At 68.8% G+C, this 15,008-nt stretch carries 14 protein-coding genes; 7 read left to right on the forward strand and 7 right to left on the reverse strand.

The genetic code is table 11. The features are described from left to right. The first annotated feature begins 62 nt into the window (after positions 1-62). Genes lptF through rsmA form a run of 5 tightly spaced genes read left to right on the forward strand, consistent with a single transcriptional unit; the run spans position 63 to position 6,890 of the window. A complete protein-coding gene (lptF, locus tag ACWH43_RS12750) occupies positions 63-1,256 on the forward strand; it encodes an LPS export ABC transporter permease LptF (RefSeq protein ID WP_158443534.1) in 1,194 nt (397 codons plus the stop codon). Next, positions 1,256-2,350 carry an LPS export ABC transporter permease LptG gene (lptG, locus tag ACWH43_RS12755; protein ID WP_158443533.1) on the forward strand — a complete coding sequence of 365 codons (1,095 nt, stop codon included), beginning with the start codon at positions 1,256-1,258 and terminating at the stop codon, positions 2,348-2,350. Before lptF ends, lptG begins: the two co-directional genes overlap by 1 nt. A 49-nt stretch (positions 2,351-2,399) precedes the next feature. Further along, the gene (locus ACWH43_RS12760) at positions 2,400-4,949 is read left to right on the forward strand and encodes an LPS-assembly protein LptD (RefSeq protein ID WP_448153495.1); all 2,550 of its coding nucleotides are present in this window, start codon (positions 2,400-2,402) and stop codon (positions 4,947-4,949) included. Between the two features lie 4 nt (positions 4,950-4,953). Beyond that, positions 4,954-6,021, forward strand: coding sequence for a 4-hydroxythreonine-4-phosphate dehydrogenase PdxA (gene pdxA / locus ACWH43_RS12765; protein ID WP_158443532.1), 1,068 nt, complete (start codon positions 4,954-4,956; stop codon positions 6,019-6,021). Next, complete coding sequence (gene rsmA / locus ACWH43_RS12770; protein ID WP_158443531.1) at positions 6,018-6,890, forward strand: 16S rRNA (adenine(1518)-N(6)/adenine(1519)-N(6))-dimethyltransferase RsmA; 873 nt, start codon at positions 6,018-6,020, stop codon at positions 6,888-6,890. The genes pdxA and rsmA overlap by 4 nt, the downstream gene beginning before the upstream one ends. Here the strand turns inward: rsmA and gmk are convergent. From gmk to fabD, 7 genes are all read right to left on the reverse strand, one after another. After that, the gene (gene gmk, locus ACWH43_RS12775; protein ID WP_158443530.1) at positions 6,863-7,510 is read right to left on the reverse strand and encodes a guanylate kinase; all 648 of its coding nucleotides are present in this window, start codon (positions 7,508-7,510) and stop codon (positions 6,863-6,865) included. The two genes, rsmA and gmk, sit on opposite strands and share 28 nt — an antisense overlap. A gap of 5 nt (positions 7,511-7,515) precedes the next feature. Further along, positions 7,516-8,397 carry a YicC/YloC family endoribonuclease gene (locus tag ACWH43_RS12780; protein ID WP_158443529.1) on the reverse strand — a complete coding sequence of 294 codons (882 nt, stop codon included), beginning with the start codon at positions 8,395-8,397 and terminating at the stop codon, positions 7,516-7,518. A gap of 134 nt (positions 8,398-8,531) precedes the next feature. Beyond that, positions 8,532-9,887 carry an endolytic transglycosylase MltG gene (gene mltG / locus ACWH43_RS12785; protein WP_158443528.1) on the reverse strand — a complete coding sequence of 452 codons (1,356 nt, stop codon included), beginning with the start codon at positions 9,885-9,887 and terminating at the stop codon, positions 8,532-8,534. A gap of 376 nt (positions 9,888-10,263) precedes the next feature. After that, the gene (fabF, locus tag ACWH43_RS12790) at positions 10,264-11,535 is read right to left on the reverse strand and encodes a beta-ketoacyl-ACP synthase II (RefSeq protein ID WP_158443566.1); all 1,272 of its coding nucleotides are present in this window, start codon (positions 11,533-11,535) and stop codon (positions 10,264-10,266) included. Between the two features lie 109 nt (positions 11,536-11,644). Beyond that, positions 11,645-11,881: an acyl carrier protein gene (locus ACWH43_RS12795; RefSeq protein ID WP_038367632.1), complete on the reverse strand. Its 237-nt coding sequence runs from the start codon at positions 11,879-11,881 to the stop codon at positions 11,645-11,647. A gap of 257 nt (positions 11,882-12,138) precedes the next feature. Further along, positions 12,139-12,876, reverse strand: coding sequence for a 3-oxoacyl-[acyl-carrier-protein] reductase (gene fabG, locus ACWH43_RS12800; protein WP_158448333.1), 738 nt, complete (start codon positions 12,874-12,876; stop codon positions 12,139-12,141). 66 nt (positions 12,877-12,942) lie between these two features. Next, the gene (gene fabD, locus ACWH43_RS12805; protein ID WP_158448332.1) at positions 12,943-13,887 is read right to left on the reverse strand and encodes an ACP S-malonyltransferase; all 945 of its coding nucleotides are present in this window, start codon (positions 13,885-13,887) and stop codon (positions 12,943-12,945) included. A gap of 434 nt (positions 13,888-14,321) precedes the next feature. Here fabD and rpsF point away from each other — a divergent pair, with 434 nt between their 5' ends. Both rpsF and rpsR read left to right on the forward strand, forming a co-directional pair. Beyond that, entirely contained in the window at positions 14,322-14,756 is a 435-nt protein-coding gene (rpsF, locus tag ACWH43_RS12810) for a 30S ribosomal protein S6 (protein WP_158446029.1), read from the forward strand. Between the two features lie 3 nt (positions 14,757-14,759). Next, positions 14,760-15,005 carry a 30S ribosomal protein S18 gene (rpsR, locus tag ACWH43_RS12815; RefSeq protein ID WP_038367644.1) on the forward strand — a complete coding sequence of 82 codons (246 nt, stop codon included), beginning with the start codon at positions 14,760-14,762 and terminating at the stop codon, positions 15,003-15,005. Positions 15,006-15,008: the final 3 nt, after the last annotated feature.

Raw genomic sequence — 15,008 nt, forward strand, 5'->3', positions numbered from 1 at the left:
ATAGGGTGTGTTCGCCGAACCACCTGAGGGAGCTCCGGTTCCCTTTTCCCGGAAAGTAACGCGTGTTCCTCAACCGCCTCGACCGATACATCCTCAAGATCGCGGCGGTCGCGGCGATCGTGCTGCTGCTTGGCCTCACCGGGGTGATCTGGGTGACGCAGGCGCTGCGCGAGGTCGACCTGATCACCGGCAAGGGCCAGACGATCCTGATCTTCCTGACGGTGACGCTGCTCTCGCTGCCGGCGCTGATCGCGGGCATCGCCCCGGTCGCGCTGTTCATGTCGACGCTCTACACGCTGAACAAGCTCAACGGCGATTCCGAGCTGATCGTGATGAACGCCGCCGGCGTGGCGCCGCACCGCGTCACCCGCCCCTTCCTCGTGCTGACCGTGGCGACCGCGCTGATCGTCGCCTGGATGACAGTCTCGGTGATGCCGGCGAGCTTCCGGATGCTGCGCGACCTGATCACGCTGATCCGCGCCGACTTCGTCGCCAACGTCGTCAAGGAAGGCCAGTTCGTCTCGCTCGATTCCGGCGTCACCTTCCATTACCGCGAGAAGGTCGGCGACGCCCTGGTCGGCATCTTCATGCAGGACCGGCGCGATCCGACCCAGCCCTCGATCTATCTCGCCGAGCGCGGCCGCACCGTCGAGGCGGAAGGCCAGAGCTTCCTGATGCTGGAAAAGGGCACGATCCAGCGCGAGGCCAAGAACACCGACACGACCTCGATCATCTCGTTCGAGCGCTACGCCCTCAACCTCTCGGCGCTGACCGGCGACACGACGGGCGGCCCCGGCGAGGGCGACGGCGACAAGGTGATCTACAAGCCGCGCGAGCGCTCGACCTGGGAGCTGATCAACCAGGACCCGAACGAGCCCTACTACCAGATCCAGGCAGGCCGCTTCCGGGCCGAATTGCACAACCGCCTCTCGGCGCCGCTCTACCCCTTCGCCTTCATGCTGCTCGCCTTCGCCGCCATCGGCGAGGCGCGCACCACCCGCCAGGGCCGGGCGCTGGCGATCCAGGCGGCGATCCTGATCGTCGGCGGAACGCGGCTCGCCGCCTATGCGGCGTGGACGGCGAGCGTGCGCTCGCCTTTCGCCGCCGCCCTGCTCTATATCCTGCCGATCGCGGCGATGGTGCTCGCCGTCGCCTTCATCTTCTACGGCGAAAGGATGCGGCCGATCCTGGCGCGGCTGACAGCCCCGCTGACCATGCCGCTCGTCTCCCTCATGGCTCGATTCCGGCGCGCCTGATGCTGCTCTTCACCACCCTCGGCCGCTATCTGACGCTGCGCTTCACGCGCGCCATCCTCAGCGTGTTCAGCACCTTCTTCTTCCTGATCGGCACGCTCGACTTCGTCGAGCTGATGCGCCGGGCCGGCGACTCGCCGATCGCCACCACGCCGAAGATCATCATGCTGGCGCTCTATCGCGTGCCCAGCGTCGCCGAGCAGATCTTCCCGTTCGCGGCGCTCTTCGGCGGCATGTTCGCGCTGCTGACGCTGAGCCGGAAGCTGGAGCTCGTGATCGCGCGCTCCGCCGGCGTCTCGGCCTGGCAGTTCCTGCAGCCGGCGGCGGTGGTGGCGGGCGTGATCGGGCTGGTCTCGATCATGATCTACAACCCGCTGGCCGCCGAGATGAAGCGCCGCGCGACCGCGCTGGAAACGCGGCTCTTCGTGCGCGCGGGCGGTCAATCCTCGGCCAGCCTGCCGGAAGTCTGGCTGCGCCAGGCCAGCGTCGACGGCCAGGCCGTCATCCGCGCCGCCGGAGCGCTGCCCGACGAGGACGGGCTCTCGCGTGTCGCGTTCTTCAACTTCAATCCCGACGGCTCCTTCCGGGACCGAATCGACGCGCGCCAGGCCGTCCTGCGGCCCGGCCATTGGGAGCTCAGCGACGCGCGCATCACCTCCGCCAAGGAGGAGCCGCAGAGCTACAAGAGCTACATGCTCGCGACGACGCTGGAGCCGGACCAAATGCGGCAGAGCTTCACCCCGCCCGAGGCCGTCGGCTTCTGGTCGATGCCTGCCGTCATCGAACGGACGCAGCGCGCCGGGCTCGACACGACACGCTACGAGCTGCGCTATCAATCGCTGATGGCGCGCCCGCTGCTGCTGATCGCCATGGTGCTGGTGGCCGCATCCGTTTCCTTAAGATTTTTCCGATTTGGTGGTGTCACCAAACTGGTGGTGGCTGGCGTCACGGCGGGGTTCGTGCTCTATGTGGCGACACAGCTGTCGGAGGAACTGGGATCGTCGGGAATCGTCAATCCGATCGTCGCGGCGTGGCTGCCCGCAGCATTGGGGACAATGCTGGGCGCTCTCGCCCTCCTCCATCAGGAAGACGGGTAGAACATATTGTGCCTATGGTTAATTTTGCGTTTAACGGACGGATCAAGGCGTGACCAACGTAGCGCGTTTCGCTGCGGCGACGGCACTCGCCTCCAGCCTCGCCTTTCTGATGGCGGGCCCGGGCTTCGCCCAGGGCAAGCCCTCCGCTGGCGGCAAGCCTTCGGCTGACGGAAAGCCGGCGGCCGCGGCGACGAAGCCGCAGGACCGCATGGTCGTCGATGCCCGCGAGCTCGTCTACGACAACGACAAGAAGACCGTCGCAGCCGTAGGCGACGTCCAGATTCTCTATCAGGGCCGCACCATCGAGGCGGACCGGGTCGTCTACGACCAGGCCAACAAGCGCGTCACCGCGGTCGGCAACGCCCGCATCATCGAGTCGAACGGCTCGGTGATCACCGGCGACCGCTTCAACCTCACCGACGATTTCCGCGACGGCTTCATCGACTCGCTCCGGGTGGTCAATCCCGACAAGACCCGCTTCTCCGCCCCCCGCGCCGAACGGACCGACGGCGAGACCTTCATCTTCGACAAGGGCATCTACACGGCCTGCGAGCCCTGCAAGGACAATCCCGAGCGCCCGCCGCTCTGGCAGGTGCGCTCGGCGCGGATCATTCACAAGAAGTCCGAGCAGACGATCTACTACGAGGACGCCCGGCTCGAATTCGCCGGTATTCCGATGGCCTACATCCCGTATATGTCGGGCCCGGATTCGACCGTGAAGCGCAAGACCGGCTTCCTGGCGCCGAAATTCATCAACACCTCGGCGCTCGGCTTCGGCGTCGGCCTGCCCTATTTCATCAACCTCGCGCCGAATTACGACCTGACGCTGACGCCGACCTATCTGACCCGGCAGGGGCTGCTGGGCCAGGTCGAGTGGCGCCACCGCCTGCTCAACGGCTCCTATTCGATCCGGGCCTCGGGGATCTTCCAGCAGGACAAGGACGCCTTCCTCGCGGCGCCGCTGGGGCCGCGCGACAAGGAGTTCCGCGGCTCGCTGGAGAGCAGCGGCAAGTTCTTCATCAATCCGCGCTGGACCATCGGCTGGAACGCCTCGATGTCGACGGATCGCTGGTTCTACAAGAACTACCGCATCCTCAACACGACCCTGAGCAACACGACCTATCTGCAGGAATCGATCTCGACCGCCTATCTGAACGGCCAGAGCCCGACCGCCTGGTTCGATCTGCGCGGCTATTATTTCCAGCCCCTCAACTATCAGGACTGGCAGAAGCAGCAGCCCGTCGTGCTGCCGGTGCTCGACTACGACAAGCGCATCCACAAGCCGGCCTTCTTCGGCGGCGAGCTGGAGTTCAACGTCAACGTCACCAGCCTCAACCGCGACACGGCGGCCTTCGCCGAGCTGCCGCAGCAGAAGAGCTACCTGATCTCGACGCCGAGCTATTCGCTCTATGACGGCTGCGCGGTCTACGACAAGAACCACTGCCTCGTGCGCGGCCTGGCGGGCAATGTCTCGCGCGCATCGGCGCAGTTGTCCTGGCGGCGCAACGTCATCGACTCGTTTGGCCAGATCTGGACGCCCTACGCCTCGCTGCGGGCCAACGTCTTCGCGATCAGCCCCGACACCAATGGAATCATCAACTCGCGCGTCGCGACCATCGCCGATGCCTCGGACGACGTCTTCGGGCGCGTCATGCCGGCCGTCGGCCTGATGTACCGCTATCCCTTCGTCGCCAAGACGGATTGGGGCACGCACATCATCGAGCCGGTGGCGCAGATCGTCGCGCGGCCGAACGAGACCAACAGCCTGCGCGTCGCCAACGAGGACGCGCAGAGCCTGGTGTTCGACGCCAACAACCTGTTCGAGTGGAACGGCAAGTTCTCCGGCTACGACCGGCTGGAGGGCGGCACGCGCGCCAATGTCGGCGCGCTCTATACGGGCCGCTTCGGCAAGGAGGCCTATGCCAACCTTCTCATCGGCCAGTCCTTCCAGCTCGCCGGGCGCAACTCCTATTCCTCCGGCGACCTCGTCAACACCGGCCTCGATTCCGGGCTGAACACCGACAGCTCCGACTATGTCGCCCGGGCCCAGATCTCGCCGATGAAGGGGTTCTTCCTGACCGGAGCGACCCGCCTCGACCACAGCACCTTCGAACCGCAGCGGATCGACGCCGCGGCGACCTATTCGAATACCGTGATCTCGACCTCGGTCGGATACGGCCGCTACGAGCCCCAGCCCGATCTCGGCATCTTCCGCCGGCGCGAAGGCCTGTCGCTGAGCGGTTCGCTGCGCGTCGCCGAGAACTGGCGCGTCCGCGGCAGCGTGCTGTTCGACCTCGACAAGTACAAATACGATCGCGAGCAGTGGCGCGCGGCCTATGCCGCCGGAACGGCGACGGTCGCGACCTATCCCAATACAGGCCCGTTCCAGACCGCCTCGACATCGCTCGGCCTCAACTACACCGACGAGTGCACCGTCTTCGACGTCAGCTATTCGCAGAGCTATGCGGACCGGCAGGCCGGCGCGACGAAGGACACCCGCACCATCATGTTCCGGCTGGAGCTGCGCACGCTGGGCGAGATCAACTATTCTCAGAATCTCGGAGCCACGACCGGCGACGGCGTGAGCAGCAGCAATTGAGGCGATGCGGGCCGCCGGACGGCCCGCGCCCGCCGCGATATCGGAGCACCCCTTGCCGAGCCTGCCGCTAGCGCTGACCCAGGGCGACCCGGCCGGCGTCGGGCCGGAACTGACCCTGCGCGCCTGGCAGGAACGCCGCGAGCGCACGCTTCCGGCCTTCGCCTGCATCGCGAATCCCGGCCATCTGAGGCGGACGGCGGAGCGGCTGGGCTGGCATGTTCCGATCCGGGAATGCGGCTGGAGCGACGCCCCCGCGGTCTTTTCCCAAGCGCTGCCGGTGATCCCGCTGGAGCAGCCGGTCGAAGCCGCGGCCGGCGAGCCCGACCCGTCTTCGGCCGCGGCCACGATCGCCTCGATCGACCGGGCCGTGGCGGCCGTGCGAAGCGGCCAGACCGGTGCCGTCGTGACCAATCCGATCGCGAAATCAGTGCTTTATGCCGCCGGCTTCAAGCATCCCGGACACACCGAATACCTCGCTCACCTGGCCGCCGACGGCGGAGTCGAACCCTTGCCGGTGATGATGCTGTGGTGCGAGGAGCTCGCCGTCGTTCCGGTAACCATTCATGTCCCGCTGCGGGAGGTCCCGGATCTCCTGACCGCGCCATTGATCGTCGAGACGGCCCGCATCGTCGCGGTGGGGCTGCGCCGGCAGTTCGGCATCGCCGCGCCGCGGCTCGCCCTCAGCGGGCTCAACCCGCATGCCGGCGAGAACGGCACGATGGGGCGCGAGGACGAGGAGATCGTCAAGCCGGCCATCGCGCAGCTTCGGGCCGAAGGCGTCGACGCGCGCGGCCCCTATCCGGCCGACACGATGTTCCATGCCCGCGCCAGGGCCGGCTACGACGTGGCGCTGGCGATGTATCACGACCAGGCGCTGATCCCGATCAAGACCATCGCCTTCGACGACGGCGTCAACGTCACGCTCGGACTGCCCTTCATCCGCACCTCGCCCGACCATGGCACGGCCTTCGACATCGCCGGACGCGGCATCGCGCGCCCCGACAGCCTCTGTGCGGCGCTGAAGCTCGCGGCGCGCATGGCGGAGCGGCAGGACACGGTATCCCGCGCATGAGCCAGATCGACGACCTGCCGCCCCTGCGCGAGGTGGTCGAGCGCCACGGGCTGATGGCCCGGAAGGCGCTCGGCCAGAACTTCCTGTTCGACCTCAACCTGACCGGCCGGATCGCGCGCGCCGCCGGCCCGCTCGACGGCGAGACGGTGGTCGAGATCGGCCCCGGGCCCGGCGGGCTGACGCGCGCCCTGCTCGCCAACGGCGCCGGCCGCGTCATCGCGATCGAGCGCGACCGGCGCTGCCTGCCGGCGCTGGCGGAGATCGCGGCGCATTATCCGGGGCGGCTGGAGGTCGTCGACGGCGACGCCCTCGCCACCGATCTGGCGCCCTATCTCCAGGGCAGGCCCGCCCGCATCGTCGCCAACCTGCCCTACAATATCGGGACGCCCCTGCTGGTCGGCTGGCTGAGCCAGGAGCCCTGGCCGTCCTGGTGGACGTCGCTGACGCTGATGTTCCAGCGCGAGGTCGCCGAGCGCATCGTCGCCGCGCCGGAGGAGCGGGCCGATTACGGCCGGCTCGCGGTTCTGGCCAATTGGCGCTGCCGGACGAAGATCCTGTTCGACGTGCCGCGCGGCGCCTTCGTGCCGCCGCCGAAGATCACCTCCTCCGTGGTCCAGCTCCTGCCGCGCGAGGCCCCCGAGCCCTGCGACCGCCGCCTGCTGGAGCGGGTGACGCTCGCGGCCTTCGGCCAGCGCCGCAAGATGCTGCGGCAGAGCCTGAAGGCGGTGCTGCCGGATCCGGCCCCGATCATCGCCGCGGCCGGCCTGGCGGAGACGGCGCGGGCCGAGGAGGTGCCGGTCTCCGGCTTCGTGAGGCTGGCGAACGCGCTCGCGGCGGAGCTTCAGGCCGGCTCCTCGGCGAGAAGCTGATCGACGAAATCGCCGAGGCCGACGGCGCGGCTGCGCTTCAGCCGCTCGGCGGTCAGGATCGCCTTGATCGCGTCATAGGCGGCGGTGAGGTCGTCGTTGACGATGACGTAGTCGTACTGGCTCCAGCGGGCGATCTCGTCGCGCGCATTCGCCAGCCGCTTGGCGATGACCTCGGGCGCATCCTCGGCCCGGCGCACGAGGCGCGAGCGCAGCTCCGCCATCGAGGGCGGCAGGATGAAGATCGTCACCACATCGGCGCGCGCCTTCTTGACGATCTGCTGGGTGCCCTGCCAGTCGATGTCGAAGAGCACGTCGCGCCCGGCCGCCAGCGAGGCCTCGACCTCCTTGCGCGGGGTGCCGTAGCCATTGCCGTGGACCTCGGCCCATTCCAGCAGGTCGTTGTGCTGGCGCATGGCGTCGAAGGCGCCGCGGTCGATGAAGCGGTAATGCACGCCGTCGATCTCGGAGGGCCGGCGCGGGCGCGTCGTCACCGAGATCGAGAGATCGAGATTGTTCTCGTTCTGCGAGAGATTGCGCGTCAGAGTCGATTTGCCGGCGCCCGAGGGCGAGGACAGGATCAGCATGAGGCCGCGGCGGGCCGGGCGGGTTGTCTCGGCCATCGGGCTCACTCCACGTTCTGGACCTGCTCGCGCATCTGGTCGACGACCGTGCGCAGGTCGAGGCCGATCCGGGACAGGCCGGGATCGTTGGCCTTGGCGCAGAGCGTCGAGGCCTCGCGGCCGAATTCCTGCGCCAGGAAATCGAGCTTGCGGCCGATCGGGCCGCCCTTCGCCAGCAATTCGCGCAAGGCCGCGACATGGGCGTGCAGCCGGTCGATCTCCTCGCGGATATCCGCGCGCACGGCGATGAGCGCGGCTTCCTGGTGGAGGCGTTGCGGGTCAAGCCCACCCGCCGCGCCGAGCAGGGCCTCGAGCTGGGCCGCGATGCGGGCGCGGATCGCCTCGGCGCTGCGAGCCGGATGGTTCTCGGCTTCCGAGGCCAGGCGCGCGATCGTCTCGACATGGCCAAGCACGATCGCCTCGAGCGCGCGGCCCTCGCCGGCGCGGGCCTCCTTGAGCGCCTCGGCGGCGGCCTCGAGCCCGGCGAGCGCCGGCTTCTCGATGGCGCCGAGCGCGTCCTGGGCCTCGTCGGCATAGTCGACCACGCCGCGGATGCCGAGCAGCCCGTCATAGGTCGGCGGGTCGATGCCGGCTGCCGGCGGCAGCTTCGCGATCGCCTCCAGCAGGGCCTCCAGCACCGCCTCGTTGACGCGGGGGCGCGGCGGACCGGCGTCGCTGGTGACGCTGAGATTGACGTGCAGGGTGCCGCGCGCGAAGGCGCCGGTCAGGCGCTTGCGGGCCGCCTCGGCCAGCACCTCGAAGCCGGGCGGGACACGGACCCGCAGATCGAGCCCGCGGCCGTTGACGCTGCGGATCTCCCAGGCCCAGCCATGAATGCCGGCCGTCCCCGCCGCACGGGCAAAGCCCGTCATGCTCTCGATGGCCATTCATCCCCCGCTTTGCGATCCGTCTGCCGCGCCTTTCCCGGGCGCGATGCGGCGGGACCGTAGTGGCGCGCTGCGGCCATCGCAAGCGCGGCGACGCGGAAGATGGGGACGACGGGCCGCCGTCCCCGGCCTCGTCAGGGGAGCTTGAGCTGCGGCACCTGCTTGGGCGAATTCAGGTCGAAGCTCTTGTTCAGCAGCGGGTCGCGCGCCGTGCCCTCCGAGGCGTCGAAGGCGCGGGCGCGGGTGCCCGCCACGCCGCCGGGCTGGGCGACGGCCGGGGCGGCGCCTTCGGCCGCGCCGGTGTCCGCCGCGGGCTGGGTCGAAGCCGGCGCCTCGGTGCGGTTGTCGGGAGCCGGCGGCGGCTCGACCTTGTCGATGGCGTCGGCGGGCGGCTTGCCGTTCTGCTGCGAGCGCGTCGTCTCGATCTGGCGCCAGCGCGAGACGTTGCGGTTGTGCTGATCGAGCGTCTCGGCGAAAACGTGGCCGCCGGTGCCGTCGGCGACGAAGTAGAGCTCCTTGGTGCGCGAATGGTTCACCACGGCCTCCATCGCGGCGCGGCCGGGGTTGGCGATCGGCCCCGGCGGCAGGCCGGGGATGACATAGGTGTTGTACGGCGTCGCCTGGGTGATCTCGTTGCGCTGGATCGGGCGGCCGAGCGTGCCCTTGCCGCCGACGAGGCCGTAGACGATCGTCGGGTCGGACTGCAGCCTCATCTTCTGGTTCAGGCGGTTGATGAAGACGCCGGCGACGCGCGGGCGCTCATCGGCGCGGCCGGTCTCCTTCTCGACGATCGAGGCCAGCACCACGAGGTCCTGCGGCGTCTTGATCGGCAGGTCGGCGGGGCGGCGCTCCCAGATCCGGGCCAGCACCACGCGCTGGTCGCGCGCCATGCGGTCGATGATGGCCTGGCGCGAGAAGCCGCGGGGGAAGCGATAGGTGTCCGGCAGGATCGAGCCTTCCTTGGGAACCTGGGCGATCTCGCCGGTAAGCAGGTCGTTCTCGCGCAGCCGCTCGACGATCTGCTCGCTGGTCAGCCCCTCGGGAATGGTGATCGAATGCTCCACCACCTTGCCGCTCGAGATGATGTCGAGGATCTCCTGCGGGCTGACCCGGGCCTTGAACAGGTATTCGCCGGCCTTGAGCCTGTGCCAGTCGCCGCTGACGACCGCGGCGATGCGGAAGGAGAGCGGATGCTCGATCAGCCCCTCCCGCTGCAGCAGCTCGGCGATCTCGGTGAGGCCGCTCTCCTTCGGGATGATCAGGGCGCGGTCGCTGGTCAGCGGGCCGGGCGCCTTGCTCTGATTCGAGACGACGGCGATTCCGGCGCCGATGACGCCGGCCGCGACCAGGAGCAGCGTGAACAGGCCGCTGAGCATCGCCAGAAAGGGGCTGCGCCGGCGGCGGCGCGCCTTGGGCGGCGGCGCCGGCGGCGCTACCGGCTTGAGGGCCTCGCTCGGGCTTTTGGGGGCGACGCGGGGCGTATCGTTCACAGTTTCAGCGCTCGCAGAACGGGAGAGACGACCTCGGCACGACGCGTCCGAAGCGCATCGGCCGGATGGAACACCGGGCACGGCGGACTCCGGAGCCGCGCCATTAGAGCCGGTTTCGTCGCGGCTGTGAACGCGGAATCATGCATTCGCCAGCACCGGGCGCGAACTCTACCCAAGATTATGGCGAAACCGCGCTGGCCGGGGCCGGAACGCCCCTCCGTCCTCGGGGGGCGAAGCGACGACGCAATCCAGGGGGACCGGGCTGGAGCGCCCCGCCCGATCCCCGGATTGCTTCGCGGAGCCTGCCCCCGGGCTTGCCGAAGGCAGGACGCGGGGGCTCGCAATGACGGGGAAGATATGCCCGATGCGCGAACCTTCAGCCGGCCGGCTGAAAGCGCTTCAGCACCAGCGAAGCGTTGGTGCCGCCGAAGCCGAAGGAGTTCGACAGGGCGTAGTCGATCTCGCGCTTGCGGGCGACATGCGGCACCAGGTCGATCTCGGTCTCGACGGAGGGGTTGTCGAGGTTGATCGTCGGCGGCGCGATCTGGTCGCGGATCGCGAGCACGGTGAAGATCGCCTCGATCGCGCCGGCAGCGCCGAGCAGATGGCCGGTCGCCGATTTCGTCGAGGACATCGACGGGCGCTTCGGCGCGTTCGCCAGCAGCCGTTCGACGGCGCGCAATTCGATCTCGTCGCCGAGCGGCGTCGAGGTGCCGTGGGCGTTGATGTAGTCAAGGTCCGAGGCGGCGATGCCGGCGCGGTCGAGCGCCATGCTCATGCAGCGATAGGCGCCGTCGCCGTCCTCGGCCGGCGAGGTGATGTGATAGGCGTCGCCCGACAGCCCGTAGCCGACGATCTCGGCATAGATGCGGGCGCCGCGGGCCAGGGCGTGCTCCAGGTCCTCGAGCACGACGACGCCGGCGCCCTCGCCCATGACGAAGCCGTCGCGATCCTTGTCATAGGGGCGCGAGGCCTTCTCGGGCGTGTCGTTGAAGCCGGTCGAAAGCGCGCGGCAGGCGCAGAAGCCGGCGATGCCGATGCGGTTGATCGCCGATTCGGCGCCGCCCGCGACCATCACGTCGGCGTCGCCCAGCGCGATCATGCGCGCGGCGTCGCCGATGGCGTGCGCGCCGGTCGAGCAGGCGGTGACGGCCGAATGGTTCGGCCCCTTGAGGCCGTGCTCGATCGAGACATAGCCGGCGGCGAGGTTGATCAGGCGGCCGGGGATGAAGAAGGGGGAGAGGCGGCGCGGGCCCCGCTCGTGCAGCAGCAGCGAGGCGTCGTAGATGCCGCCCAGCCCGCCGATGCCGGAGCCGATGGCGACGCCGGTGCGGGTCTGGTCCTCGTAGCTTTCCGGCTTCCAGCCGGCATCCGCCAGGGCCTGCGTGGCCGCCGCCATGGCGAAGACGATGAAATCGTCGACCTTGCGCTGCTCCTTGGGCTCCATCCACTCGTCGGGATTGAAGGTCCCGTCGCTGCCGTCACCCCGCGGGATGTTGCAGGCGATCCGCGCCGGCAGGTCGCTGGCGTCGAAGCTGGTGATGGGGCCGGCGCCGCTGGCGCCGGCAAGGAGGCGGGTCCAGGTCGGCTCGACGCCGCAAGCGAGCGGCGTCACCATGCCGAGCCCGGTCACGACGACACGCCGCATCGAAACACTACGAGGAGCCATGATACCTTCTGCGGGAAACGGCCCCGGAGGGCCGATCGGAAGCCGGGACCGGCGTTCTTGATCAGGCGCCGTTGATCAGCGCTGTCGATCAGGCGCTTTTGGCCGACAGGAACTTGACCGCGTCGCCGACCGTCACGATCGTCTCGGCCGCGTCGTCCGGGATCTCGACGCCGAACTCTTCCTCGAAGGCCATGACGAGCTCGACGGTGTCGAGGCTGTCCGCGCCCAGGTCCTCGATGAAGTTGGCGCTATCGACGACCTTCTCGGGCTCGACGCCGAGGTGCTCGACCACGATCTTCTTCACGCGCTCGGCGACATCGCTCATGAGTCTCTTCCTTAGAAACTGGAAACGCATCGCGGATTCGCGACGCGCATATGGATCTTCATTCCGCCCCGCCGCGCCATCGGAATGATGCCCGCGATCCGGAAAGCTCGAAGCCTGCACAAACGCAACAACCGGGTTTTCGTCAAGTCCCCGGGCGTTCGAAAGGCAGAGCGACGGCGCTAGTTAACACACCCTGTCCACAGTGGCGAGAGCGTAAAACCGCTTCTGGAGAGCGTCCAGAATGCACCGTAACCCATTCAGATCATAGCCATTCCGCCATTGACATGAAGCGTCTGGCCGGTGACGTAGCCGGCTTCCTCGCTGGCGAGATAGGCGACCGCCGCCGCGATGTCGGCGCCGGAGCCGAGGCGGCCCATCGGCACGTCGGCGAGGATGCCCTCGCGCTGCTTCTCGGTCAGGACCTGCGTCATCGGTGACTCGATGAATCCCGGCGAGACGACGTTGACGGTGATGTTGCGGCTCGCGACCTCGGCGGCCAGCGCCTTCGACATGCCGATCAGCCCCGCCTTGGCGGCGGCGTAGTTGCCCTGCCCCGGATTGCCGGTGGTGCCGACGACGGAGCCGATCGCGACGATTCGGCCGTAGCGCCGGCGCATCATCGACTTCACGGCCGCGCGCGAGAGGCGGAACGCCGCGGTCAGGTTGACGGCGAGCACGCTGTCCCAATCCTCGTCCTTGAGGCGCAGGAACAGGTTGTCGCGGGTGATGCCGGCATTGTTGACCAGGATGTCGAGCCCGCCGAGCTTCTCCTCGGCGGCCGGCACCAGCGCCTCGACCGAATCCCTGTCGGCGAGGTTGCAGGGCGCGACCACGACCCGCTCGCCGAGCTCGGCGGCGAGCGTCTCCAACGCCTCGGCCCGCGTGCCGGAGATCGCGACGCTCGCGCCCTGGGCGTGGAGGGTCCTTGCGATGGCGCCGCCGAGGCCGCCGGTCGCGCCGGTGACCAGGGCCTTGCGGCCGGTCAGATCAAACATGTCTACTCCCCTTCTGCGGCCTTCTGCCGTGCATGCGCATCCGCCTTCCGAGGCGGGGCGCGGTCGTCAGCCCCTGCGGGCCTTGTAGGCCGCGATGTCGTCGGCGCTGCCGACCGAAGCCGTCGCGACGCCGGCGGCGATGCGCTTGACCAGCCCGGCGAGCACCTTGCCGCTGCCGAGCTCGACGAAATCGTTGACGCCGGCCGCCGCCATCGCCTGCACGCATTCGCGCCAGCGCACGGTGCCGGTGACCTGCGCCACCAGCGAGGCGCGGATCGCCTCCGGCTCGCTCAGCGGCGCGGCGCCGACATTGGCCATCACCGGCACGACGGGCGCCTGCATCGCGACCGTCGCCAGGGCCTGCCGCATCGCCTCGGCCGCCGGCTGCATCAGCGCGCAGTGGAAGGGCGCCGAGACCGGCAGCAGCATGGCCCGCTTGACGCCGCGCTCGGTCGCGAGCGCGATGGCGCGGTCGATCGCCGCCTTCGCGCCGGAGAGCACGACCTGGCCGCCGCCATTGTCGTTGGCCGCCTCGCAGACCTCGCCCTGCGCGGCGGCCGCCGCGATCTCGCGGGCAAGGTCGAGCTCGGCGCCGAGCAGCGCTGCCATGGCGCCCTGCCCCGCCGGCACCGCCTGCTGCATGGCGTCGCCGCGGATGCGCAGCAGGCGCGCGGCGTCGGCGACCGAGAAGGTGCCGGCCGCCGCCAGCGCCGAATATTCGCCGAGCGAATGCCCCGCGACGAAAGCGGCGTCGCGCGCCAGGTCCAGCCCGGCCTCCGCTTCGAGCACGCGCACCACCGCCAGGCTCGCCGCCATCAGCGCCGGCTGGGCGTTGGCCGTCAGCGTCAGCTCCTCGGACGGCCCCTCCCACATCAGCGCGGAGAGCTTCTGCGACAGGGCCGCATCGACCTCGTCGAACACCGCCTTCGCCGCCGGGAAGGTTTCGGCCAGGCTCTTGCCCATGCCGACGGCTTGGGAGCCCTGCCCGGGAAAGATGAAGGCTGTCGTCATGTCCGGAACGCCTCGTCCTTAATGTTTTCTGTCTTTGTGACGGGGCTGTCACAACGGTTTTGCCGCCAAGTCAAGCTTGGAGCCCGGATTTTCCGCTGCGCGAGCGGGTTTCGGTGCCAGATTCCGGTTGCCATTGCGGCGCGGACACTGTAACGACCGCCTCCTGCTTGTTCGGCCGGAGGCTGAACGGATGGCGCTCGCCCGCAAGGACGGGCGCAGGTTCCTCAGATCACCGCGTGTCCGACAGGACGCGATAACGGTGATCGGGCTTTGTCGTCGCATCGGATTTTCCGAAAAGTGGAATCCACCTTTCGGCCGAGGCGACAGAACCGGCATCCCGTGTCTCCGCCTTCGAATGAAATCCTGTCGGGCCTTATCCAGGGCTCGAAGGGCTCCGCGCCGGACGAAGCAGGGTGAAACAAGGAAGGCCACATATGGCATTGTACGAGCATGTGCTGCTCGCGCGGCAGGATGTCAGCGCGCAGCAGGTCGAGGCTCTTGTCGAGCAGTTCAAGAGCGTGATCGAGGCGAATGGCGGCGCCATCCGCAAGGTCGAGTACTGGGGCGTCAAGTCCCTCGGCTACCGCATCCGGAAGAACCGCAAGGCGCATTACACGCTGCTGAACATCGAGGGCCCCTCCGCCGCCGTGCTGGAGATGGAGCGCCAGATGCGCATCAACGAGGACATCCTGCGCTTCATGACCATCAAGGTCGAGGAGCTGGAGGAAGGCCCGTCCGCGATGCTGCAGAAGCGCGACCGCGACGACCGCCCCGAGCGCGGCGGCGACCGTTTCGAGCGCGGCCCGCGCCGCGACCGTCCGCGCCGCGAGGACGAAGCGACCACCGAAACCGCCGAAGCGGAGGCCTGATCCATGTCGACTGCATCCGCCGGCGCCCGCCGCCCCTTCTTCCGCCGCCGCAAGTCCTGCCCGTTCTCGGGCGAGGGCGCGCCGAAGATCGACTACAAGGACGTCCGCCTGCTCTCGCGCTACATCTCCGAGCGCGGCAAGATCGTGCCGTCCCGCATCACGGCGGTTTCCGCCAAGAAGCAGCGCGAGCTCGCCCAGGCGATCAAGCGCGCCCGCTTCCTCGGCCTGCTGCCCTACGTCATCCGCTGATCC

It is taken from the genome of Allobosea minatitlanensis, from assembly GCF_964020775.1.